At 57.8% G+C, this 23,934-nt stretch carries 22 protein-coding genes and 1 pseudogene; 6 read left to right on the top strand and 17 right to left on the bottom strand.

Going from position 1 to position 23,934, the window contains the following annotated elements:
* Positions 1-126: 126 nt before the first annotated feature.
* Positions 127-1,233, bottom strand: coding sequence for an aspartate-semialdehyde dehydrogenase (gene asd / locus B8P98_RS01635; RefSeq protein ID WP_012967126.1), 1,107 nt, complete (start codon positions 1,231-1,233; stop codon positions 127-129).
* Positions 1,234-1,336: 103 nt separating this feature from the next.
* On the opposite strand from asd, the pseudogene B8P98_RS01630 reads away from it, so the two are divergent.
* A pseudogene (locus B8P98_RS01630) lies at positions 1,337-1,684 on the top strand (hypothetical protein); the annotation flags it as partial.
* A 12-nt stretch (positions 1,685-1,696) separates the two neighbouring features.
* Here the strand turns inward: B8P98_RS01630 and gntU are convergent.
* The 5 genes from gntU to B8P98_RS01605 form a co-directional block, all read right to left on the bottom strand.
* Positions 1,697-3,037, bottom strand: coding sequence for a gluconate transporter (gntU, locus tag B8P98_RS01625; protein ID WP_025710768.1), 1,341 nt, complete (start codon positions 3,035-3,037; stop codon positions 1,697-1,699).
* Positions 3,037-3,567 (bottom strand): gluconokinase, encoded by a 531-nt coding sequence (gntK, locus tag B8P98_RS01620; RefSeq protein WP_012540395.1) that lies wholly within the window; start codon positions 3,565-3,567, stop codon positions 3,037-3,039. The genes gntU and gntK overlap by 1 nt, the downstream gene beginning before the upstream one ends.
* A 180-nt stretch (positions 3,568-3,747) precedes the next feature.
* Positions 3,748-4,743: a gluconate operon transcriptional repressor GntR gene (gene gntR / locus B8P98_RS01615; protein ID WP_002920777.1), complete on the bottom strand. Its 996-nt coding sequence runs from the start codon at positions 4,741-4,743 to the stop codon at positions 3,748-3,750.
* Positions 4,744-4,857: 114 nt separating this feature from the next.
* The gene (locus tag B8P98_RS01610; RefSeq protein ID WP_002920779.1) at positions 4,858-5,553 is read right to left on the bottom strand and encodes a pirin family protein; all 696 of its coding nucleotides are present in this window, start codon (positions 5,551-5,553) and stop codon (positions 4,858-4,860) included.
* Positions 5,554-5,674: 121 nt separating this feature from the next.
* Entirely contained in the window at positions 5,675-6,712 is a 1,038-nt protein-coding gene (locus B8P98_RS01605) for an oxidoreductase (RefSeq protein WP_025710767.1), read from the bottom strand.
* 513 nt (positions 6,713-7,225) lie between these two features.
* Here B8P98_RS01605 and B8P98_RS01595 point away from each other — a divergent pair.
* Positions 7,226-7,702 carry a GNAT family N-acetyltransferase gene (locus B8P98_RS01595; protein ID WP_025710766.1) on the top strand — a complete coding sequence of 159 codons (477 nt, stop codon included), beginning with the start codon at positions 7,226-7,228 and terminating at the stop codon, positions 7,700-7,702.
* Positions 7,703-7,787: 85 nt separating this feature from the next.
* On the opposite strand, the gene ggt is transcribed toward B8P98_RS01595, so the two are convergent.
* Complete coding sequence (gene ggt, locus B8P98_RS01590) at positions 7,788-9,533, bottom strand: gamma-glutamyltransferase (RefSeq protein WP_095032678.1); 1,746 nt, start codon at positions 9,531-9,533, stop codon at positions 7,788-7,790.
* Positions 9,534-9,656: 123 nt separating this feature from the next.
* Here ggt and B8P98_RS01585 point away from each other — a divergent pair, with 123 nt between their 5' ends.
* Positions 9,657-9,977: a DUF2756 family protein gene (locus B8P98_RS01585; protein ID WP_025710764.1), complete on the top strand. Its 321-nt coding sequence runs from the start codon at positions 9,657-9,659 to the stop codon at positions 9,975-9,977.
* Positions 9,978-10,000: 23 nt separating this feature from the next.
* Here B8P98_RS01585 and ugpQ read toward each other — a convergent pair whose 3' ends face one another.
* From ugpQ to livK, 10 genes are all read right to left on the bottom strand, one after another.
* The gene (gene ugpQ / locus B8P98_RS01580) at positions 10,001-10,741 is read right to left on the bottom strand and encodes a glycerophosphodiester phosphodiesterase (RefSeq protein ID WP_025710763.1); all 741 of its coding nucleotides are present in this window, start codon (positions 10,739-10,741) and stop codon (positions 10,001-10,003) included.
* Positions 10,738-11,808, bottom strand: a complete 1,071-nt coding sequence (locus B8P98_RS01575) for a sn-glycerol-3-phosphate import ATP-binding protein UgpC (RefSeq protein ID WP_025710762.1) — start codon at positions 11,806-11,808, stop codon at positions 10,738-10,740. The genes ugpQ and B8P98_RS01575 overlap by 4 nt, the downstream gene beginning before the upstream one ends.
* 1 nt (position 11,809) lies before the next feature.
* Positions 11,810-12,655, bottom strand: a complete 846-nt coding sequence (gene ugpE, locus B8P98_RS01570; RefSeq protein ID WP_025710761.1) for a sn-glycerol-3-phosphate ABC transporter permease UgpE — start codon at positions 12,653-12,655, stop codon at positions 11,810-11,812.
* A complete protein-coding gene (gene ugpA, locus B8P98_RS01565) occupies positions 12,652-13,539 on the bottom strand; it encodes a sn-glycerol-3-phosphate ABC transporter permease UgpA (RefSeq protein WP_015369328.1) in 888 nt (295 codons plus the stop codon). The genes ugpE and ugpA overlap by 4 nt, the downstream gene beginning before the upstream one ends.
* Positions 13,540-13,645: 106 nt before the next feature.
* The gene (gene ugpB, locus B8P98_RS01560) at positions 13,646-14,962 is read right to left on the bottom strand and encodes a sn-glycerol-3-phosphate ABC transporter substrate-binding protein UgpB (protein WP_095032677.1); all 1,317 of its coding nucleotides are present in this window, start codon (positions 14,960-14,962) and stop codon (positions 13,646-13,648) included.
* Between the two features lie 279 nt (positions 14,963-15,241).
* Positions 15,242-15,955, bottom strand: coding sequence for a high-affinity branched-chain amino acid ABC transporter ATP-binding protein LivF (gene livF, locus B8P98_RS01555; protein ID WP_004145133.1), 714 nt, complete (start codon positions 15,953-15,955; stop codon positions 15,242-15,244).
* Between the two features lies 1 nt (position 15,956).
* On the bottom strand, positions 15,957-16,724 hold the full coding sequence (gene livG, locus B8P98_RS01550; RefSeq protein ID WP_008806972.1) for a high-affinity branched-chain amino acid ABC transporter ATP-binding protein LivG: 768 nt from the start codon (positions 16,722-16,724) through the stop codon (positions 15,957-15,959).
* Positions 16,721-17,998, bottom strand: a complete 1,278-nt coding sequence (gene livM, locus B8P98_RS01545; RefSeq protein ID WP_025710760.1) for a branched chain amino acid ABC transporter permease LivM — start codon at positions 17,996-17,998, stop codon at positions 16,721-16,723. The genes livG and livM overlap by 4 nt, the downstream gene beginning before the upstream one ends.
* Positions 17,995-18,921 (bottom strand): high-affinity branched-chain amino acid ABC transporter permease LivH, encoded by a 927-nt coding sequence (gene livH / locus B8P98_RS01540; RefSeq protein ID WP_002920807.1) that lies wholly within the window; start codon positions 18,919-18,921, stop codon positions 17,995-17,997. Before livH ends, livM begins: the two co-directional genes overlap by 4 nt.
* Positions 18,922-18,982: 61 nt before the next feature.
* Positions 18,983-20,092, bottom strand: a complete 1,110-nt coding sequence (gene livK, locus B8P98_RS01535; protein ID WP_025710759.1) for a high-affinity branched-chain amino acid ABC transporter substrate-binding protein LivK — start codon at positions 20,090-20,092, stop codon at positions 18,983-18,985.
* A gap of 423 nt (positions 20,093-20,515) precedes the next feature.
* Between livK and panM the strand changes: the two genes are divergently transcribed.
* The 3 genes from panM (at position 20,516) to B8P98_RS01515 (ending at position 23,804) form a co-directional block, all read left to right on the top strand.
* A complete protein-coding gene (gene panM, locus B8P98_RS01525) occupies positions 20,516-20,899 on the top strand; it encodes an aspartate 1-decarboxylase autocleavage activator PanM (protein ID WP_025710757.1) in 384 nt (127 codons plus the stop codon).
* A 312-nt stretch (positions 20,900-21,211) separates the two neighbouring features.
* Positions 21,212-21,754 carry a LemA family protein gene (locus B8P98_RS01520; RefSeq protein ID WP_019704666.1) on the top strand — a complete coding sequence of 181 codons (543 nt, stop codon included), beginning with the start codon at positions 21,212-21,214 and terminating at the stop codon, positions 21,752-21,754.
* A gap of 4 nt (positions 21,755-21,758) precedes the next feature.
* Positions 21,759-23,804, top strand: a complete 2,046-nt coding sequence (locus tag B8P98_RS01515; RefSeq protein WP_025710756.1) for a DUF2207 domain-containing protein — start codon at positions 21,759-21,761, stop codon at positions 23,802-23,804.
* Positions 23,805-23,934 lie beyond the last annotated feature (130 nt).

The raw sequence follows: 23,934 nt of genomic DNA, 5'->3' as shown, positions 1-23,934 counted from the left end.
TTCCTTACTTAAAGCATAGCCAAGGCTGAGTTACCTCCGTGGGGAAAAATCTAACATCCGCGTTTACTCCTTGTATTACGCAAAAAAAAAGGGGGCTCGAAGACCCCCTTTCTGTTTATCCTGCGCTTACGCCAGCTGGCGAAGCATCCGGCGCAGCGGCTCCGCGGCGCCCCACAGCAGCTGGTCGCCAACGGTAAAGGCCGAGAGATATTCCGGCCCCATATTCAGTTTACGCAGGCGCCCTACCGGGGTAGTCAGGGTGCCCGTCACCGCGGCTGGGGTCAGCTCGCGCATGGTAATCTCACGATCGTTCGGCACCACTTTGGCCCACGGGTTGTGCGCGGCCAACAGCTCCTCAACGGTCGGGATAGAAACATCTTTCTTCAGCTTGATGGTGAACGCCTGGCTGTGGCAGCGCAGCGCGCCAACGCGAACGCACAGACCGTCTACCGGGATAACGGACGAGGTGGCGAGGATCTTGTTGGTCTCCGCCTGGCCTTTCCACTCTTCGCGGCTCTGGCCGTTATCCAGCTGTTTGTCGATCCACGGGATCAGGCTGCCCGCCAGCGGTACGCCGAAGTTGTCCACCGGCAGCTCGCCGCTGCGGGTCAGCGAAGTGACTTTGCGCTCAATGTCCAGGATGGCGGAAGCCGGGTCCGCCAGCTCTGCGGCCACGTGGTTGTGCAGTTGACCCATCTGGCTCAGCAGCTCGCGCATATGACGCGCGCCGCCGCCGGAAGCCGCCTGGTACGTCGCCACGCTGACCCACTCCACCAGATCCTGTGCAAACAGGCCGCCGAGGGACATCAGCATCAGGCTGACGGTACAGTTGCCGCCGACAAAAGTTTTCACACCGTTGTTCAGGCCAGCGGTGATCACGTCCTGGTTAACCGGGTCGAGGATAATGATCGCATCGTCCTTCATGCGCAGCGAAGAGGCCGCATCAATCCAGTAACCCTGCCAGCCGCTTTCGCGCAGCTTCGGGTAAATCTCGTTGGTGTAATCGCCGCCCTGGCACGTGACAATAATGTCCAGCGCCTTCAGCGCGTCCAGATCGAACGCATCCTGAAGCGTACCACCGGTGCTACCGCCGAATGACGGCGCTGGCTGTCCCAGCTGGGAGGTAGAGAAGAACACCGGGCGAATGGCGTCGAAATCGCGCTCTTCAACCATGCGTTGCATGAGAACAGAGCCGACCATTCCGCGCCAGCCGATAAAACCAACATTTTTCATAACGTATTCCTGCGAGGTGTGTGCTGTTTGTGCCTGGCCAGTTTCCAACTGGATTATCCCTCACCTTACAAAATGCAGCTAAAGTCGCAAGTGAAATTAATCAATGATTGCTGAACAATCAGAAATGCAACTTATCCTGCACATTGCCCACCGTCGCTGGTCGTCGTCAAAAGCGCAACGATTATCGGGGAAATCCCCCGGGGAATGGAATATTTTCCGTCGCTATTTTATTGATCCTGATTATGGATTAAGCGCGAAATCAAGGGATTTGCCGCTTGCCAAAAAAAAGCGACAAACCCAGGCACAGCAGGGCCTGATGAGGGGTACGATCATCGTCGTAGCGCTCATCATGGTGTGTAGCAGAACGGGAAAAGCGTGAAAAAACGCGGGTTATTGCAAAGAAGCCAGAGTAACCGTTGTTACCCTGGCTTTTTATTCCCTCATGAGCGGGATGAAAACTCGCTTAGCTCAGCAGCTGGAAAGCGATCATGCCAACTATCGCCCCGGTGGTGCCGAGGATAGTTTCCATCATGGTCCAGGTTTTCAACGTCTGGGCTTCGGTGGCGCCGGTAAATTTACCGAACAGCCAGAAGCCGGCGTCGTTCACATGGCTCACGACAATCGAGCCGCCGGCGATACAAATAGACAGAGCCGCCATCTGTGCGCCGCTGTAGTTCAGCTGCTCAATCACCGGCATTACCAGGCCAACCGCCGTCAGGCACGCTACGGTGGCAGAGCCCTGAATGATACGCACCGCCGCTGCCAGTACAAAGCAGGTAATGGCGATCGGCAGGCCCATACCGGTCAGCGCTTCACCGAGCGCCGGGCCCACGCCAGAGTCTACCAGCACCTGTTTGAAGACGCCGCCAGCCCCGATCACCAGCAGGATAATCCCCGCCGGCTGCAGCGCATGACCGCAGATCTCCATCACCCGGTCTTTGGCCATCCCCTGGCGCATGGCCAGGCCGTAGATTGCCACCAGGCAAGCCACCAGGATCGCGGTGAACGGGTGGCCGATAAATTCGAACCATTCGTAAGCGGTCGAGCCCACCGGCACAAAGCGCGCGGCGATAGTTTTCAGACCCACCAGCACCAGCGGCAGCAGGATCAGCGACAGGCTGAAGCCGAACGACGGCATTTTGCCTTCGCCGAGATGCGGTTCGCTGATATCGTCAGGAATATGCAGCTCAACGTAGCGGCTGATAAAGTTACCCCACAGCGGACCGGCGATAATCATCCCCGGAATGGCCGCGCACAGGCCAATCAGGATCATCCAGCCAAAGTCGGCGTGCATTTGCGACGCCAGCAGCATCGGCGCCGGCCCCGGCAGCAGGAACGCCGCAGCGGCGGCCACCCCGGCAAACAGCGGGATCACCAGCTTCACCAGGTTCGTGCCGGTATGGCGCGCCATCGAGAAGGCGACGCTTATCAGCAGGACAATGGCGACTTCGAAGAACAGCGGTAGCGCGCAGATAAGGCCGGCGAGGCCAATCGCATAGTGCGCCCGGCTGTGGCCGAAGGATTTGAGCATCTTGACGGCAATCTGATCGACCGCCCCCGTTTCATGGAGGATCTTCCCGAACATTGCGCCGAGCGCGACGACGATCGCCAGGAAGCCCAGCGTACCGCCCATCCCTTTCTCCATTGTCGCCGCGATTTTATCCAGCGGCATACCGGAGAAGAGACCTGCACCAATAGAAACCACCATCAAAGCCACGAAGGCGTGCATGCGCGCCTTCATGACTAAAAACAGCAGCAGCAATACTGAGCCGACTGCAGTTAAAACAAGCGTTAAAGTACTCACTAGTGACTGCCTTTGTTGATCACCTCGATGGTGCTGGCCACCACGCCTTCCAGCGGCTGGTCGATATCGACGATAAGCACATCGCTCTCGTCGGCGCCTGGTTCCTGCAGCGTTTCAAACTGCGTCACCAACATTTGGGTTTTGAAGAAGTGCCCTTTACGCGCCTTCAGACGGTTTTCAATCACGTCGAAGTCGCCTTTCAGGTAGATGAAGGAAAGGTTCGGGTTGCCCTTGCGCAGAATGTCGCGGTAGCTTTTCTTCAGCGCCGAGCAGACGATCAGCGATACCTTGTTGGTACGCTGCATGGCAAATGCGGCGTCATTCAGCGCCTGCAGCCACGGGGTGCGGTCATCATCATTCAGCGGCTCCCCGGAGGCCATCTTGGTGATGTTGCTGCGCGGATGGAGAAAGTCGCCGTCGAGAAACGCAGCATGCAGCTGATGCGCCACTTCGCTGGCGACAGCGGATTTTCCGCTGCCGGAAACGCCCATCAGGACATAGACGTGGTGATCATGGTTAGTCGTGCTCAAAGCGTCCTCCCACTGGACTGGTACGCCGCGCCGGGGCTGACTCATCCAGCGCGAAGGCGGCGTATCGGTTAATTGTTACGGGTAACTGTTATCGGTAACATTGTCATGCCGGACCTGTGGAGAAGCAATATCCATTCGTGCCAGATGTGAATATGTGTGATCTACTTCAAACTTGTCAGTTTAAATTGATCCGCCCGGTGACAATGTGAAACCTAAATCTAACATCTTAGGGGTAATCGCTTCACCACGAATGCGGGCCAGCAGCCGTTCGGCGCCGATGCGCCCCATTCGCTCGCGCGGGGTCAGAACGCTGGCCAGCCGCGGCTCCATCACCTGGCCGATATCGTGGCCGTGGAACCCGGCGATCGCCATATCATCGGGGATCTTCAGCCCCAGGCGCTGGCATTCAAAGGCCGCGCCGACCGCAAGGTCATCGTTGGTGCAGAAAATACCGTCAAGCTGCGGATATTCGCGGCGCGCCTGGCGCATCAGCTCAATCCCCGACGAGTAGGACGAAGATTGCTCCACCATCACGCTATAGGGCGTCATCCCGGCGTCAAGCATCGCCTGCTCGTACCCCTTCTGTTTGATGATAGTACGTTCATCAAGACGCGCGCCGAGATAAGCAACGTGGCGGTGGCCGCGAGCAATGATCGCCGCCGTCATCTGTCGCGCCGCTTCGAAGTTATCGAACCCGACGGCGATATCGAGGCACGGCGACCGGCTGTCCATCAGCTCCACCACCGGAATGCCGGCGACTTCAATCATCTTCAGGGTGCGGGGCGTATGGGTGCGTTCGGTGAGGATCAGGCCGTCAATGTTCCAGGATAGCATCGATTCGAGGCGTTTCTCTTCCATTTCCGGCTTATAGCCGTAGTGCGCCAGCATGGTTTGATAGCCGAAGGCGTCGGTGACGCTTTCGATACCGCGCAGCACTTCCGAGAAGACCTGGTTGGTTAACGACGGCAGCAGCACGCCGATGGCGCGGCTGGTGGCGTTGGAGAGAATGTCAGGGGCGCGATTGGGAATATAACCCAGTTCATCGAGGGCAACGGCAATCTTGCCACGCAGCGCTTCGGAGACCTGCTCCGGGTTGCGTAAATAGCGACTGACCGTCATTTTGGTCACGCCGACAAGATCGGCTACATCCTGAAGTACGGGTCTTTTCTTTTTCATCGTCCTGACTGTGATCAACGGGGAAACATTTTCTCAGTTTATCACGGACAAAGCGCAACCTTCCCCGATGTTAGAGAAGGTTGCGCAATTTATTTAAGCTGGCTCAGATAACAATCAAACCGGCGGCAGATCGAACAGCAGGATCTCGCTATCGCTGTCGGCGTGAACCGAAATCGCCTGCTCGTCCCAGATGGCCAAACCGTCGCTGGTGGTGGCTTTGGTACCGTTGATGGTCACTTCACCTTTGACGACCTGGATCCACACGCGGCGTTCCGCGGCAATCTGATGAACCGACTGCTCATCTTTCAGCAGCGCCCAGCGATACAGCTCCATATCCTGATACACCTTCAGCGAGCCATCACGTGCATCCGGCGACAGCACCAGCTGTTTACCCTGCGCGGCGTCGAAGCGGCGCTGCTCGTAGCGCGGGGTAATGCCGGTTTCTTCCGGAATAATCCAGATCTGATACAGACGCAGACGATCGGTTTTGCTCGGGTTGTACTCAGAGTGGCGCACCCCGGTACCCGCACTCATAATCTGGAACTCACCCGCCGGCACCTGCTCTTTGTTGCCCATGCTGTCCTGGTGCTCCACCGCCCCTTCCAGCACATAGGTCAGGATCTCCATGTCTTTGTGCGGGTGGGTACCGAAGCCCTGACCGGCGTCGATGACGTCGTCGTTAATCACCCGCAGGGCGGAGAAGCCCATAAAGTTCGGGTCATAATAGTTGGCGAAAGAGAAAGTATGCCAGGAATCCAGCCAGCCATGGTTAGCGTGGCCACGTTCGTTCGCTTTGCGTAAGTAGATCATGTTGCACCCCCGTATGTTTTCGATGGAATCAGTGTGGACCCATTTCGCCGGCGATCATAGAGGGTGAAAATTGACTCCTCTGTTCAAAAAATATGAACAAGCGCAGAGGAGCCGATTTGACTTATCGGGTAAGGGTTATGGTGGCCGGAGAAGGCTGTTCAAAGCCGCGCTGCAGGATCTCCATATTGGTGAGAACGTCAGATTCCTTGACGTAATTCGGCTGGCCGTTGACGAGGGTGTCATACAGGGCGTCGTACACCCGGCCGTAGTCGCCGGTCTCCAGCGGCACCGCTTCACGCACCGTCTCCCCCGCCTCGTTGACATACACCAGCTCGCCGACGCTGTCGTCCGCGCCAAACCCTGGCTCGCCCGGCATGATATTGGCCTTCAGGCTGGTCTCCTGCTGGTCAATGCCATACTTCACAAACGAACCCTTATGGCCGTGAACGATAAATTTCGGGTAGTCGATCTGCACCAGGTGGCTGGTCTTGATGATGGCCTTCAGATCGCCGTAGAACAGCTGGGCCTCAAAGGTATCATCCGGGTTGGCTTTGTTGCGCAGCGAGCGCAGGTCGTAAGAGACATGGTCCGGGCGGCCGAACAGCGAAATGATCTGATCCAGGGTATGCACGCCAAGGCCATAGAACTCGCCGTTTTGCGGGCCGCCAGGGTTGGTTTCCGCCACCGGGCGGTAGTTATCGAAATGGCTTTCGATCTCCACCAGTTCGCCGAGTTTCCCGCTCTCAATCACCTTTTTGGTGGTCAGGAAGCAGGAGTCGAAGCGGCGGTTCTGGTAGGGCGTCACCGTCAGACCTTTGCTGTTTGCCAGCGCAAACAGGGTTTTTGCTTCCTCCAGCGTCGGGGTGAAGGGTTTTTCCACCAGCACGTTTTTCCCGGCCTCCAGCGCCTTTTTCGCATATTCAAAATGGCTGTCGGCGTGAGTGCAGACGACCACCAGCTTGACCTGTGGGTCGTTTAACACGTCATCAAGATCGCTGGTGAAATGGATATGGGAATACTGCGGCGCCTGCTCCTCAGGCTTCGCCCGGCGGCGGTAGATATGCGCCACCTGCCAGCGGTCCTGGCGGTGTAAAACGTAAGGAAGATGGTAGCGGGTGGTACTTTTGCCGAAGCCAATAAATGCGCAGTGCAGAGTCATAACGCTGTCCTTAGTTGATGAGCTGCCTTTAACCATAGCGCAAGCCGGGAGATGACTTCATCCCCTGTGTCCGCTTTCCGCGACGATGCGCCAGAAAAACCGTGCGAGCATCACCCCGACGGACACATCAATAACGCGTGAATTTACATAAAGTTAAAGCAGCACTTTGCCATTACACAAGGCGGCAAATCGGTGGAGAAGTGGCAGGGCTGGCCGCGGAGGAGCAGCCTCCTCACTCTGCTGGCGGATCTACAGCAAAGCATCGAGGCGATCGGCGAGACGCAAAAAAAAAGCCAGCACCCGGCTGGCTAAAGTAATACTGGAAGCAATGTGAGCAATGTCGTGCTTTCAGGCTTTCCGCAAGGGTCTCCCTGAATGCAGGACAATAATAATCATTCTCATTCGCACTTGTCTACTTTTTTTTGCAAAAAACAACATTGACTCCCCGGCTGCCGTCAGAGATGGTGGAGAGGAATCGACAACCAAAAAGAGGATAAGGGAATGAGTGACATAGTGATACGCCATGCCGAACCGCGCGATGCTGAACCTTTACGTATGCTGATGGCGCACCCGGAGGTCTATCATGACACGCTACAGATCCCCTATCCATCGATGGAAGCCTGGCAGGAGAAGCTACAGCCCAAACCCCATACCTTCCATCTGGTGGCGACGCTGGGCGAGCAGGTCGCCGGACATCTGTCGCTCCATGTTGAGCCGCGCCCTCGGCGCAGCCACGTCGCAACCTTTGGCATGGCGGTTGCCGCCGGCCATCAGGGACGCGGCATCGGCAGCGCGCTGATGCGCGAGATGATCGATCTGTGCGATAACTGGCTTCGGGTCGAGCGTATTGAGCTGACGGTGTTCGCCGATAACGCCCGGGCCATCGCGGTGTACCAGAAACACGGCTTTGTCATCGAAGGGACCGGCAAGCGCTTCGCGCTGCGCAACGGCGAATACGTGGATGCCTGTTTTATGGCGCGGCTGAAGTAATCCATATATCGCCCGGTGGCGCGACGCTTACCGGGCCTACACGGGTATCCCTGCCGGGCAAACGTCGCGCTGCCCGGCACATCCCTTAATACCCCGCCGTTAAATCATCCGGCGAACGCGGATCGGAGGCGCCATACAGCATGCCGTCCGGCCCCACCATGATGCTCTGAGTACTGCCCATCGCCTCTTTCAGCGCCACTTTCTGCCCCTTCGCCTCCAGCAGCTTCAGGGTATCCGGGCTAAAGCCTTTCTCCACCCGCAGCTCGTCCGGCAGCCATTGATGGTGGAAGCGCGGCGCGTTGGTGGCCTCCGCGACGTTCATCCCGAAATCGATGGTATTGACCACCATCTGCAGCACGGTCGTGATGATCCGACTGCCGCCCGGGCTGCCGGTCACCAGCCAGGTTTTGCCGTCTTTCACCACAATGGTCGGCGACATCGACGACAGCGGGCGTTTTTTCGGCTCCGCCGCATTGGCGTCGCCGCCCACCAGACCATAGACGTTAGGCACGCCAGGCTTCGCCGAGAAGTCATCCATCTGGTTATTGAGCAAAATCCCGGAATCGCCGGCCACAATGCCGGTACCGAAGGTGGTATTCAGCGTATAGGTCACCGCCACCGCATTGCCGTCTTTATCGACCACCGAGAAGTGGGTGGTCTGGTTGCTTTCATACGGCGCCAGCTTGCCCGGACGGATCTGGCTGGAAGGCTTCGCCTTGTTGACGTCGATCTCGGCGGCTATCGCTTTGGCGTAGGCTTTGCTGGTCAGCGCCTGCCACGGCACGTTGACGAAATCAGGGTCGCCGAGATATTCAGAGCGGTCGGCATAGGCATGCTTCTCCGCTTCCGCCATCACCTGCATGGCGTCGGCACTGCCAAAGCCATATTTCTGCATATCGAAGTTTTCGAGGATATTGAGGATCTGCACGATGTGGATCCCGCCGGAGGACGGCGGCGGCATGGAGTAGACCTCATACCCGCGATATTCACCGCTAACCGGCGTGCGCTCGACGGCCTTATAGCTGGCGAGATCGGCTTTGGTGATAAGCCCGCCATGCTTTTTCATCTCGTCAGCGATCTGCTCGGCAATGGCCCCTTTATAGAAGGCGTCCGGGCCGTGCTCGGCAATTAGCTCCAGGCTTTTCCCCAGATTCTTTTGCACCAGCCGATCGCCCTTCTTCAGCGGCTCGCCGTTCTTCCAGAAGATCGCTTTACTGTTTTCATGCTGGGGAATGACTTCGCTGCCGTAGGTCTTCAGATCGTCCGCCAGCGCATCGTTAACAATAAACCCCTCTTCCGCCAGCTTAATCGCCGGACGGATCACTTTGTTCAGAGGCATGGTGCCGTACTTTTCCAGCGCGAGGGAGAAGCCCGCAACGCTGCCTGGGGTACCGGAAGCGAGATGCGAAGTCAGTGATTTTTTACTGTCCGGGTTGCCCTGGTCGTCAAGGAACATGTCGCGGGTGGCCTGTTCCGGCGCCATTTCGCGGAAATCGATCGCCGTGGTTTTACCGTCTTTAGTACGCAGCATCATAAACCCGCCGCCGCCGATATTCCCGGCCTGCGGATGCGTCACCGCCAGCGCGTAGCCAACGGCAACCGCTGCATCAACGGCGTTGCCGCCCTGGCGCAGAATATCTACGCCGACGCGGGTGGCCAGCGCATCCACCGAGGCCACCATCCCCTGCCGGGCGCGTACTGGGTGGAACACATCTTCCTCTACGCCATACGAGACCGGCGGCGGTGGCGGCGGATTGGCGGCGACGGTAAAACTACCCCCCGCCAGCAATGCAGCGATGACCACCTGACGCCATATTGTTGTTTTTATCATTGTCTTACTCCTGAAAGGTAGGTTTCATTCCCCGCTTAAGCCTGGTTGATAACTCCTAAAAAATCATTGTTATGGCGGATTCGAGGTACACTTAAGTGATCCCACGCACGGGAGGAGAAAACCATGAAAGCGATTCTGTTTCTGGCGGCGCTGATGCCGCTTGGCGTATTAGCCCAGCCGATCAATGTTAATAACAACCCTAACCAGCCGGGTTACGTGGTCCCCAGCCAGCAGCGTATGCAAAATGAGATGAAGGTGCAGCAACAGCAGCAGCAAAGCATGCTGAGGCAGGATCTGAATAATCAGACCCGCTCGCAGCAGCAGCATTTGCAAAACCAGCTGCAGACTAATCAGCAGCGCGCGGCGCAGGGCGGTAATCTCAATCCGCCACAGCAGGTGCTGCCAAACAGCAACGGCGGGATGCTGCGGCAGACCAACCCGTAAAGATCGTCCGCCGCAAATCAGCCTTAAGGCTGGAAATTCGGCCCGATGACGTCAATAGCATCGGTGCAGATGCAATCTACCCCCCAGCGCAGCAGTTCCGCCGCGCGCTGGGGTTTATTGACCGTATACACCAGGATATGCAGACTGGCCTGTTTCAGGCTTGCCACTCGCGCCGCGTCCAGCAGCTTGTGGTTAAGATGAATCGACACGCAGCCCAGTCGGGTGGTCAATTCGCGCCAGTCATCGCGCCACTCATCCAGCAGCAGCCCGCGCGGCAGCTCGGGCGCAGCTTTTTGCGCCGCTTCCAGCGCATCAATTTCAAAGGATGAGAGCAGCGGCGCGGTCATGCCTTTCCACAGCTCACGCGCGGCCAGCGCCACCACGTTGCCGGTCTGTGGCCCCAGCCCGGTGGTCGGCTTAATTTCGATATTCGCCATCATGCCGTGACGGCGGCAGCGCTCCGCCACCTGGGAGAGCAGCGGCAGCGGTTCGCCCTTAAACTCGCGGCTGTACCAGCTGCCGGCATCAACCTTCAGCAGATCGTCCCACGCCAGCTCGCCCGCCACGCCCCAGCCATTGCTGGTGCGTTCGAGGTTATCGTCATGCAGCAGAAAGATCTGCCCGTCCTTCGACAGCTTGGCGTCAAATTCAATCATCGTGTGCCCGTAGCGGGCGCCGACGTCGATAGCCGCCAGGGTGTTCTCCGGCGCCAGTTTACCGCCGCCGCGATGGGCGACGATGCGGGGATAAGGCCAGTTACTCATGCGCGTTGTCCTGTTTCACCATCAAAGAGGTGCAGATGTTCCAGGGGCAGATGCAGCCATAGCGTACTGCCTACCGCCGGGCGCTGCTGATGCGGCAATCTGACCACCAGCTTCTGTTCGCCCCAGCGCCCGTGGGCGAGGTTATCGGCACCTAAAATTTCCAGGGTGTCCATCAGCAGCGGAATGCCGCCTTGCGCCTGCGAGCTTAAAATAAAATGCTCCGGGCGGATACCGAGGGTCATTTTACGCCCGGCGTGGCGCCGGTGCTCGTGATTCATCGGCAGCTGCATGCCGCCTTCCAGCTCAAAGCGGCCGCCATCATCGCTGATGCGCCCTTCCAGCAGATTCATGGCCGGGCTGCCGATAAAGCTCGCCACAAAGCGGCTGGCGGGTTTTTCATACACCTCAACCGGGGTGCCGATCTGCTCGGCAACGCCTTTATTCATCACCATCACCCGCTGGGCGAGGGTCATCGCTTCGACCTGATCGTGGGTGACATACAGCGAGGTGGTTTTCAGGCGCCGATGCAGCTGCTGCAGTTCCAGACGCATCTGCACGCGCAGCTTGGCGTCGAGGTTTGACAACGGTTCGTCGAAGAGGAATACCGCCGGGTCACGCACAATAGCGCGGCCCATCGCCACGCGCTGGCGCTGACCGCCGGACAGTTCCCGCGGGCGGCGCTTGAGCAGGCCATCCAGCTCAAGAATACGCGCCGCCTCCTGCACGCGCTCGGCAATCAATCCCTTACCCATGCCGCGGATCTTCAGCCCCCACGCCATGTTCTCTTCCACGCTCATATGCGGATAAAGCGCATAGTTCTGGAACACCATCGCGATGCCGCGATCCTTCGGCTCCATCTCGGTCACCCGTTTACGGTCAATCCAGATATCGCCGCTGGTCACTCGCTCCAGTCCGGCGACCATCCGCAGCAGCGTTGATTTCCCGCAGCCCGACGGGCCGACCATGACGATAAATTCCCCGTCCGCCACGTCCAGCGTCAGCGGTTGAATCACCTGGGTTTTGCCATCCCAGCTTTTGCTTACTGCCTGTAGTTTTAAACCAGCCATTTTATTTCTCACTATCGACCAGGCCGCGCACAAACGCGCGCTGCATGGCTAAAACGATGACGACCGGCGGGATCAGGGTCAGCAGCATCGCCGCCATCACTTGATTCCACTGGGTAGTACCTTCGCCGGTGGCGATCATGCCTTTAATACCGGCGACGGCGGTGCCAAGATTCACATCCTGAATAATCAGCAACGGCCACAGATACTGGTTCCAGCCGTAGATAAAGGTGATAACGAACAGCGCGGCGAGGTTGGTTTTCGACAGCGGCAGCACGATGTCGCGGAAGAAGCGCATCGGCGAAGCGCCATCGATACGCGCCGCTTCAATCAGCTCGTCCGGCAGGGTCATAAAGAACTGGCGGAACAAGAAGGTGGCGGTCGCCGACGCCATCAGCGGCAGCGTTAACCCGGCGTAGCTGTCGAGCATGTTGAGGTTGGCGATCACTTCCACCGTCGGGAAAATACGCACCTCGACCGGCAGCATCAGGGTGATAAAGATCATCCAGAAGAACAGATTACGCAGCGGAAAGCGGAACCACACGATGGCGAACGCCGACAGCATCGACACCACGATTTTGCCGACCGTAATAGCGAACGCCATGATGAAGCTGTTGAGCATCATCAGCCAGAACGGCGCGCTGTTGACGCCGACGCCGTTTACCCAGATGGCCTTCATGTTCTCCAGCAGATGTCCGCCGGGGATCAGCGTCATCGGCGTTTCAAATACCGATTTGTTATCCAGCGTCGCCGCCACGAAGGCGACGTACAGCGGGAATAAAATGACGGCAATACCCAGAATCAGCATGGTGTGGCTGAAAATCGTCAGCCCGCGACGGTTCTCAATCATTGGTAACGCACCTTACTTTCAACGTAACGGAACTGCACCACCGTCAGGATAATGACGAGGAACATCAGCACCACCGACTGCGCGGCGGAAGCGGAAAGATCGAGCCCGGCGAAACCTTCGCGATAAATTTTGTAGATTAGGGTAGTGGTCGCCTGCACCGGGCCGCCGGCGGTGGCGGCATCGATCACCGGGAAGGTATCGAAGAAGGCGTAAACCAGGTTGACCACCAGCAGAAAGAAACTCACCGGCGCAATCAGCGGCAGCGCCAGCTTGAAGAAGCGGCGAATCGGCCCGGCGCCGTCGATGGCGGCGGCCTCAACCAGCGAACGCGGGATCGACTGCAGCGCGGCGAAGAAGAACAGGAAGTTGTAGCTTATCTGCTTCCATACCGAGGCGAAGACCACCAGGAACATCGCCTGGCCGCTGTTTTGCGCGTGGTTCCAGTCGTAACCCAGCTCGCCGAGGAAATGGGTGATCAGCCCGCGCCCGGGGTTAAAGAGGAAGATCCACAGCACCGCCGCGACGGCGGGGGCCACGGCATACGGCAGCAGCATCAGCGTTTGATAAAAGCGGCTGCCGCGCACCACATAGTCGACCAGCGCGGCAAAAAAAAGCGAAATAAGCAGGCCGCTGACGGTTACCAGGGTGCTGAATTTTATGGTCGTCCAGAACGAGTCCAGATAGTACGGGTCGTGGAACAGCGTGACGAAGTTATCCAGGCCGACAAACTGGCTGGAAAGGCCAAACGGATCGACGCTCTGCAGCGAGTACCACAGCGCTTCGCCCGCGGGCCAGATAAAGAAAATCAGCGTGATAATCAGCTGCGGCGCGACCAGCACATAGGGCAGCCAGCGCGAGCGGAATACCGGACGGGATGAGGACATTGCGATTGGGTTCCTGAACAATGCCGGGTGGCGGCTACGCCTTACCCGGCCTACATAGGGCACATCGTAGGCCCGGTAAGCGCAGCGCCACCGGGCAAGTTACAGATTACGATTTGGTGGCTTGCTCGAAACGGCGCAGCAGCTGATTCCCACGCTGAACGGCGGAATCCAGCGCCTGTTGCGGGGTTTTCTTGCCGGTCCACACGCTCTCCAGCTCTTCATCGACGATGGTGCGGATTTGCGGCATGTTGCCCAGACGCAGGCCTTTGGTGAACGGCAACGGCGGCTTGTTCAGCATCTGGCGGGTGGCGATATCGGCGCCCGGGTTCTTATCATAGAAGCCCTGCTGGCGCGTCAGATCGTAGGCCGCAGTGGTGATCGGCAGATAGCCGGTTTTCTGGTGCCATTCGGCGGCGATTTCCGGTTTGGTCAGGAAGTCGAGGAACTTCGCCACGCCGGTGTAAGTCTCTTTGTCTTTACCCTGCATCACCCACAGGCTGGCCCCGCCGATGATGGCGTTCTGCGGCGCGCCTTTCACGTCGGCATCGTATGGCATCATGCCGACGCCGTAGTTGAATTTGGCATACTGACGAATATCGGCCAGCGAGCCGGATGACGCGGTAGTGATCGCGCAGTCGCCGTTATAGAACTTCTCGGTGGACTCGTCTTTACGCCCGAAGTAGCTGAAATCGCCCTTCTTGTTCATCTCTTCGAGCAGGGCGATATGCTTCACCTGCTCCGGCTTATTGAACTCCAGTACCGCATCGGTACCGTCGAAGCCGTTATTTTTCGTGGCCACCGGCAGACCATGCCAGGCGCTGAAGTTTTCAATCTGGATCCAGCCCTGCCAGCCGCTGGCGTACCCGCACTTCATCCCGGCGGCTTTCAGCTTCGCGGTATAGGCCGCCAGATCCTGCCAGGTCTTCGGCGGCTGCTCCGGATCTAAGCCGGCTTTTTTGAAGGCGTCTTTGTTGTAGTACAGCGCCGGCGTAGAGCTGTTAAATGGCTGGGAGAGCAGATGGCCGGTTTTCGAATCGGTGTAATACCCGGATACCGTCGGCACGAACTGCGATTCATCAAACTTGATGCCCGCCTCGCTAAACACCTGGTACACCGGCTTAATGGCTTTTGACGCCATCATGGTGGCGGTGCCGACTTCATACACCTGCAGGATCGCCGGGGCGTTGCCGGTACGGAAAGCGGCGATACCAGCACTCAGGCTCTGTTCATAGTTGCCTTTGTATACCGGAACGATTTTGTAATCAGGATTGGCCGCGTTAAAGCGTTGCGCCAGAGAATCCACTTCTTTACCCAGCTCGCCTTCCATTGAGTGCCAGAATGGGATGGTGGTAACCGCCAGGGCCTGACCGGCAAAAGCCAGGCTCAGCGCCAGTCCTAAAGCTGTATGTCGTAACGATATCATCGGTTATCTCTCTTGTTGTGCCGGATGCGCGATTTCACGCGTTTTATGCTCGCGGGGTAACATGACATGTTCGAATTACAGAAAAATAACTTTTTTATTACAAAAAAAAGATAGTAACGGGTCAGAGAGATGACAAGCCGATGAAAGGACGGGGGAAGTAAAGTGGGAGCTGAGACACGGATAATATTCGTGCGATCGGCTCCCGGGGTCGGCGCAAGCGCCTCGCCCGGGCTACAAACCTACAACCCGGCGAAGTGAACGACGCCGGGTTGCGATGAATTAACCGCCGAGATAGGCGCTGCGCACCGCCTCGTTGGCCAGCAGCGCGTCGCCGGTATCCTCCAGCACCACGTGACCGTTTTCCAGTACGTAGCCGCGATCGGCCAGCTTCAGCGCCTGGTTGGCGTTCTGCTCAACCAGGAAGATCGTCATCCCCTGCTCGCGCAGCTGCTCGATGGTGTCGAAAATCTGCTGAATGATAATCGGCGCCAGCCCTAATGAGGGCTCATCCAGCAGCAGCAGGCGCGGCTGGCTCATCAGAGCACGACCGATCGCCAGCATCTGCTGCTCGCCGCCGGACATGGTGCCGGCGCGCTGAATACGGCGTTCATGCAGACGCGGGAACAGCTCATACACCCATTTGATGCGGGTCTGGAACTGATCGCGGTCGGCAAAGAAACCGCCCATCGCCAGGTTCTCTTCCACCGTCATACGCGAAAAGACGCGCCGCCCTTCCGGGACGATCGCCACCGCTTCACGCATGATCTTCGCCGTCTGCCAGTCGGTAATATCCTTACCGTCAAAGACAATGCGCCCGCTGGAGGCGCGCGGATCGCCGCACAGCGTGCCGAGCAGGGTGGTTTTCCCCGCGCCGTTGGCGCCGATCAGCGTGACGATTTCACCCTGTTTGATATGCAGGCTGACGTTGTGCAGCGCCTGAATCTTGCCGTAGTGGGCGCTGACATTGTCAAAAGTTAACATCGCGTTTTCCATCTTATGCCTCACCAAGGTATGCGCGGATCACGTCCGGGTTATTACGAATCTCTTCCGGCGTCCCGTTGGCCAGCGGCGTCCCCTGGTTCACGACGTAGATGCGATCGGAAATGCCCATCACCAGCTTCATATCGTGTTCGATAAGCAGAATGGTGGTGTTGTGATGGTTACGCAGCTCGGCGATAAGCTCGTCCAGCTCTTTGGTCTCTTTCGGGTTCAGCCCCGCCGCCGGTTCATCAAGCATAAGAATTTCCGGCTGGGTCACCATGCAGCGGGCAATCTCCAGCCGGCGCTGGTCGCCGTAGGCCAGGTTGCTGGCCTGACGGTTGGCGTGCTCCAGCAGGCCGATACGCTCCAGCCAGGTGGCGGCCCGGTCCAGCGCTTCGCTCTGCGCCCGACGGAAGGCCGGCGTTTTCAGCAGGCCGGAGAAGAGCCCGGTTTTCAGCTGCTGATGTTGCGCCACCAGCAGGTTTTCAATCACCGTCATTTCGCGGAACAGACGCACGTGCTGGAAGGTTCGCACCACCCCCATCCGCGCAATCTGCTGGCCCGGCAGCCCTTCCAGGTGCTGGTCGCGCAGCATAATGGTGCCGCCAGTGGGCTTGTAGAAACCGGTCAGGCAGTTAAAGACGGTGGTCTTCCCGGCGCCGTTGGGGCCGATCAGCGAGACAATCTCGCGCTCTCTGAGCTCCAGCGAAACATTGTTGACGGCCAGCAGGCCGCCGAAACGCATCATCAGGCCGCTGACGGATAATAATGGCTGACTCATGCCTGCTCTCCTTTCGCCTGACCGTTTTTCAGCTTCAACTGCACACGCGTCATTGGCAGAAGCCCCTGCGGACGCCAGATCATCATCAGCACCATCAGGCCACCGAGCATTAACATGCTGTATTCGTTGAAGTCACGCATCAGCTCGCGCGAGACTACCAGCAGAATAGCCGCGAGGATCACCGCGAACTGCGAGCCCATCCCGCCCAGCACAACGATCGCCAGCACGAAGGCCGACTCGGCGAAGGTAAAGGATTCCGGGCTGACGAAGCCCTGGCGCGCGGCGAACAGCGTGCCGGCGAAGCCAGCAAACGCGGCGCTGATGGTAAAGGCGGTCAGCTTGATGCGCGTCGGGCTCAGGCCCAGCGAACGACAGGCGATCTCATCTTCACGCAGCGCTTCCCATGCCCGCCCGAGCGGCATTCGCAGCAGGCGGTTGATGACAAACAGGCTGAGCACCACCAGCAGCAGCGCCACCAGGTAGAGGAAAATCACCCGGTCGGAGGGATCGTATTTGACGCCGAAGAAATTGCTGAAGGTATCCCAGCCGCCTTCGCGGGCGGTACGGCTAAATTCAAGGCCAAAGAAGGTCGGTTTCGGGATCTGGCTGATGCCGTTCGGCCCGCCGGTGATCTCGGTATTGTTGAGCAGCAGAATGCGCACGATCTCGCCGAAGCCTAAGGTCACAATCGCCAGGTAGTCGCCGCGCAGACGCAGCACCGGGAAGCCCAGCAGGAAGCCAGCCGCCGCGGAGACCAGGCCGGCCAGCGGCAGACAGGTCCAGAAGCCGAGACCGTAATAGTGGTTCAGCAGCGCGAAGGTATAGGCGCCGATGGCGTAGAACCCGCCGTAGCCCAGCACCAGCAGGCCGGAAAGGCCGACCACCACGTTCAGCCCGAGGCCAAGGATGATATAGATCATCGTCAGGGTGGCGATATCCACCGTGCCGCGCGACACCATAAACGGCCAGGCTACGGCAATCACCAGCAGGGCTATCAGGAACAGCTTCTGCTTGACCGTCGATCCGTCAATCGCCGGCATAATAAACTTCGGCCCGGAGACATTCTTGACCGCTTTCTGAAACAGCGGCCGCAGCAGCTGGAAGAAAAAGACCACCGCGGTGCCGATTAAGATCCACTGCCAGCGAATATCGGCGGCGGTATCGACCACCAGTTTGGTGCCGTCCAGCTCCAGCTGCACGCCCATAAAGACGCCCGCCAGAATGAAGAACATCACGGCAGACAGCAGCGCCATTGCAATTTGCATCGGTTTCATACTTTTTCCACCTCCGGGCGGCCCAGAATGCCGGTCGGCATCACTAACAGCACCAGAATCAGCAGCGCGAAGGAGACGACGTCCTTATATTCGGTGCTGAGATAGGCAGAAGAGAGCGCCTCGGCGATACCCAGAATCAGGCCGCCGATCATCGCGCCAGGGATACTGCCGATACCGCCGAGCACAGCCGCGGTGAAGGCCTTCATCCCGGCCATAAAACCGATGTAGGGGTTAATCACGCCGTAGAACTGGCCGAGCAGCACGCCCGCCACCGCCGCCATCGCGGCGCCGATGACAAAGGTCAGGGCAATGACGCGGTCGGTGTTAATGCCGAGCAGGCTGGCCATTTTCAGGTCTTCCGCGCAGGCGCGGCAGGCGCGTCCCATCCGCGAGTAGCGAATGAACAGCGTCAGGGCCAGCATGGCGATAAAGGTCACCACCCAAATCACTAACTGCATGGTGGTGATCGTCGCGGAGAAGCTGTCGCTGTGGCCGACGACCCACTGGCCGTTAAACAGGCTTGGCAGCGCCACGTCGCGGGAGCCCTGGGTCAGGCTGACGTAGTTCTGCAGGAAGATAGACATCCCGATAGCGGAGATCAGCGCAATCAGACGCTTGGAATTACGCACCGGCCGATAGGCCACGCGCTCGATACTCCAGCCGTAGGCGCTGGCAATCACAATGGCGCCCACGAAGCCGGCGGCGACCAGCAGCCAGCTGGTGTCGATGCCCATCATCATCAGCGCGGCGATGATCATGAAGGAGACATAGCTGCCAATCATATAGACCTCGCCGTGGGCGAAGTTGATCATGCCGATAATGCCGTACACCATGGTATAGCCGATGGCGATCAGCGCATAGGTACTGCCCAGCGTGACGCCGTTAAACATCTGCTGCAGAAAATAGAGAAACTGCTCGGACATAAGGTAACCTTTTTCAAACCGCCCGCGGATCGCGGGCGGAGGGATAACTCGTCTTCAGCGCTTATTTCGCCGCGCTCGAAGAGCCGTCGGCGTGCCACTGGAAGACACCAAACTCAAATCCCTTCAGATCGCCTTTTTCATCCCAGGTCAGCGGCCCAATCACGGTTTTCGCCCCGTGCGCTTTCAAATCTTTGATTAAATCCAGCGGCTGCTGGCTGCCGGTTCTGTCCATCGCCTGCGCCAGCGACTGAACGGCGGCATAGGTGATCCAGACGTACGGCCCGCTCGGATCTTTCTTCTCCGCTTTCAGCGCGTTGACGATAGCGCTGTTGGCAGGGTCCTGATCGTAGCGTTTTGGCATCGTCACCAGCATGCCTTCCGCCGCGGCGCCCGCAATATTGGACAGCGAGGCGTTACCGACCCCTTCCGGCCCCATAAATACGGTTTTCAGCCCGACGGAGCGCGCCTGGCGCAGCATCTGGCCCATTTCCGGGTAGTAGCCGCCGTAGTAGACGAAGTCGATATTCTCTTTCTTCAGACGCGCCAGCAGAGCAGAGAAATCTTTCTCTCCCGCGGTGATGCCGTCAAAGAAGACGATATTAGCCCCGGCTTTTTTCAGGTTCTCCTGCACCGAGCGCGCCAGCCCTTCGCCGTACTGCTGCTTGTCATGAATGATGGCAATACGCTGCGGTTTCACCGTCTCGACGATATATTTCGCCGCGGTCGGCCCCTGCGAGGAGTCAAGGCCGGCGGTACGCATGATGTACTGATAGCCGCGCTGGGTTAGCTCCGGGTTGGTTGCTCCCGGGGAGATCATCAGAATGCCTTCATCCTCATAGATGTCGGAAGCCGGCTGGGTGGAAGAGGAGCACAGGTGGCCGATAACGTACTGAATGCCGTCGTTGACGATTTTGTTGGCCACCGCGACCGCTTGCTTCGGATCGCAGGCGTCGTCATATTCGACGGCCACCAGCTTGTCACCCTTAATGCCGCCGCTGGCGTTAATATCTTTAATCGCCTGACGCGCGCCATTGAACTCCATGTCGCCCCACTGGGCCACCGGACCCGACATCGCGCCGACCACGGCGACCTTAATATCCTTGGCCATCGCCGCGTGCGACATCGCTAATGCGACAATGCCCGCGACGATGGTTTTCGCGTTCCTTTTCATGCTGTAGAACCCCGTTCGTGATGTGGTGTAAATGTTTTGTATTTTGGTGGTTAAAAAGCATTCTGTGCTTTTATTAAACAACGCCATTTTTGCCATTGAGTTTAATGGTTTAGCGCAGCTTTTCACTAAAAAACAGAGTAAAATCTCTATTTTTCAGTCGATTAAGCAAAGATAATATTCTGTATTTTGGTGAAGATAAACAAAAAAAAGTCCATCCTGCAGCATAAAATAACGATACATAAGGCGGAATAAAACGCTGCACATTAGGTTAAAATCCTGCTTATTTTTCGATCCATGACGGATTGCGCTACCCTGACAACATCAGGAAAACGAATCCCCTGATGTATGCGCAAAAAACAGCGCTCCGCCAGACAGCAATTTTGGGTACACTGGCGCCTCTGTTTTGCACTGGATTTGCCGCCCATGAAACTGACTATTATCCGTTTACAGCACTTCAGCGATCAGGATCGCATCGATCTGGGGAAAATCTGGCCGTCGCAGGATCTGTCGACCCTAACCCTGGATGAGAATCATCGCCTTTACGCCGCTCGCTTTAACGAGCGCCTGCTGGGCGCCGTGCGCGTCACCCTGCGCGGCGTCGAAGCCGAGCTCAGCGATCTGTGCGTGCGCGAAGTGACCCGCCGCCGCGGCGTCGGGCAATACTTAGTGGAAGAGACGTTGCGGGATAACCCCAATATCAATAGCTGGCGCGTTGCCGATAGCGGAGTGGAAGACCGCGGGGTGATGGCAGCGTTTATGCAGGCGCTCGGCTTTAGCGCCCAGCAGACCGGTTGGGAAAAACATTAAGAAAATCGTTCGCCGGGTAAAATTGCGCTTATTGGCTGTCTGCCGGTAAGCGAATAAAGCCCAGCCGCGGGTAAACGGCTGGGCTTGTTTATTTCAAGCTGCGACGATAATGCCATGATTCCCCGAACGTGAAGCTGCGGATTGTCCTGTCAGATATTCGCCAGGGTAAAGGCCCACATGATATTTCAGAATTTAACGCGCGAGTGCACGTTTCCCCTGCGCCTCACGTGAGGTAAGATTCGCTGACGCGTAAAATTGCGCAGAAAGTATTCAGCGCAGCGCGATCATCAGCAGTCAACATGGAATAAACATATGGAAATGTATATCGGGCTGGCTATTGTCGCCGTAATCCTTATCTGGGCGATCTTCACCTATAATCGTTTTATCTCTCTACGCCGTTTCAAAGATGAAGCCTGGAGCGGTATTGCCGTCCAGCTCAAGCGCCGTCACGATCTGGCGCCCAATCTGTTCAGCCTGGTCAAGCGCTATGCGCAGCACGAAAAGGAGCTGCTGGAAGAGATCGGCCGCCAGCGCAGCGTTCTGATTGGTAATCCCCAACAGGTGGCCGACAGCGAGCAGCACTATGCCGGAACGTTGAGCCGTGTATTCGCCCTGGCGGAAGCCTATCCGGAACTCAAAGCCAGCGAAAACTTCCTCTCGCTGCAGCAATCCCTTGGCGAAATAGAAGAACAACTGCAAATGGCCCGCCGTTACTTCAACGCCACGGTCCGCGAGTTTAATATTCTGGTGGAGTCTTTCCCCAGCCTGCTGCTGGCCCGCCTGTTTAGCTTCAGGGCGGAACTTTTCTTTGAACTGGAGTCCCCTGAAGAAGCCAAATTGCCCCGGATGGAGTGACCTCATGCCAACGTTGTCCACCCGGATACTGCGCGGTGTTGGCCTGTTGCTGCTGCTGTTGAGCATCTCTGGCTTAGCCGTCAGCGACGATAAAGCTATCACCGAGGCGTCGCCACTCCCGGCCAATGCCCGCCGGGTTCCCGCGTATGAACATATTCTCTTTTTCGATTCCCTGGCGCGTTTTCAGCCAAACGGCAGCATGGAGATGCGGGAAAATATCACCGTGCTGTCCCTCGGAAAGGAGATTCGTCGAGGCATTTTCCGCACGCTACCTCTCTCCTGGCACCGGCAGGACGGCAAAATTTTTAGCGTTGATTACGTCATCAAATCGGTCTCACGCAATGGACTCCCTGAACCCTACAGCCTCGATCGCACGACAAAAGCGCTGACCGTGCGCATTGGCAGCGCCGATCGCACCCTGAAGCCAGGTATCTATAACTATGAAATTCGCTATCAGGTTAGCAACCATTTCAGCCGCTTCCCCGACTGGGATGAGCTGTACTGGAACGTGACGGGCAACGACTGGAGCTGGCCAATCGGGAAAGCCCGTTTCCAGCTTGTACTGCCTGACGCCGCCGGGCAGCTGAATGCGGATGGCAGAGATGCAAGGTTGCGCACCATTGATGTTTACACTGGTCGTCAGGGGGCGAAAGACCACCATGCGATCATCCTGCCTGATGGCAGCATACAAACTTCCCGCCCCCTTGCCACCGGCGAAGGGCTAACCGTGGTCTATACCTGGCCTCGAGATATTCTGGCAGGCGCCGCCGCGCCCGAAGCGGTCTGGCCGTTGGTCCATTTACTGGTGCCGACGCTGGCCACCAGCCTTATCTGGCTTCCCCTGCTACTGCTCGTTGGCTACTACGGGCTGTGGTGGCGCAAAAACGTCACGGCGGCGGGGTTAAAAATGCCGCCGGTGACGCCACTATTTTCGCTGCCCGCCGCGATGTCGCCAGGCTATCTGCGCTTTATTACGCAACGTAAGTATGACGATGTGGCATTCAGTAGCGATTTGCTGGGGCTGGTTGCCAAACGAGCAATCAGATTGACGAGTAAAAAAAGCCAAACCAAAGGCGCGTGGTCTTCATCCTCTGTTGATGAGCAGTGGCTTTCCCGCCAGCCAGACGAAAAACATAAGCCGCTGAACCCCAATGAAAAGCAGTTGATGAGCCTGCTTTTCAGCGCTAAACGTAAGAACATCAATCTCAGTACGCCGCATCAAACGTTGATGCAAAACGCGCGCAGATGGCTGGAAAAATGTTGTGAAGAGCAGAAACCGCAGCTGTGCCGGACATGGGGTAAACCACTGCGTCATTGTATCTATATTGCTCTGCTGATCCCGATCGTTTGCGGCATCGGATTTAGCCCGGCGGCGGCGGCGCTCACCGTTCCCAGTCTGCTGTTTGTATCGGTCGGCGGGGTGATGACGTATTTGTGCCTGAGGTTTTTACGCAACCCGATGAAAACCCTGCGTAGTTTGGGACCAGTTATGATCCTGATGGCGCTGGTATTTAGCCCTTTCGCCACCGTGGCGGGCGGTGTTTTCCTGCTTGGCATGCTACCCCTCACCCAACTTCCTGCCGGCTATCCTGGCGCCTTGTTAACCGCCATCGCACTGTGCGCGTTCGTCGCCTGGAAAACACCTCGCTATACGCAGAAGGGGTTAAACGATCTGGCCGTCGCCAAAGGGCTGAAACGGTATATTAAAACGGCCGAAGAGAAGCGGTATCAGACACTGTATCCGCCCGACGAGAGGATTGCGCACTTTGAAAGTCTGCTGCCGGTCGCCCTGGCGCTCGGCGTAGGAAAAACCTGGGCAAATACCTTTGCCCGATACTTAAGCAGCACCGGCGCGATGTCGGAAGTGTTACAGCAGACGGACTGGCGGGACATGCATCATTTCTACCAGAGCTGTCATTCCGCAGCCAGTGAGAAACCGGTGCGGCGTTCAGAAGGTGGCTCTTCAGGGTCGGGCTATAGCGGTTCCGGCTCTTCCGGCGGCGGATCGTCAGGAGGCGGTTCCGGCGGCGGCGGCGGTGGCGGCTGGTAAGAGAAGGCCGGATAGCATTTATCCGGCCAACAAAGCTGCGGCGTGAAAGGCCCCCACCCATTTAACCCAGCATTTCGCGTGGCAAAAAGGCGTCAAGACCCGAAATCCCCGGGAGCTTACATCAGTAGGT

It is taken from the genome of Klebsiella quasivariicola (assembly GCF_002269255.1).
Taxonomy (GTDB): domain Bacteria; phylum Pseudomonadota; class Gammaproteobacteria; order Enterobacterales; family Enterobacteriaceae; genus Klebsiella; species Klebsiella quasivariicola.
The sequence above is the reverse complement of the archived record's forward strand: the minus strand, read 5'-3'. Positions and strand labels throughout refer to the sequence as shown.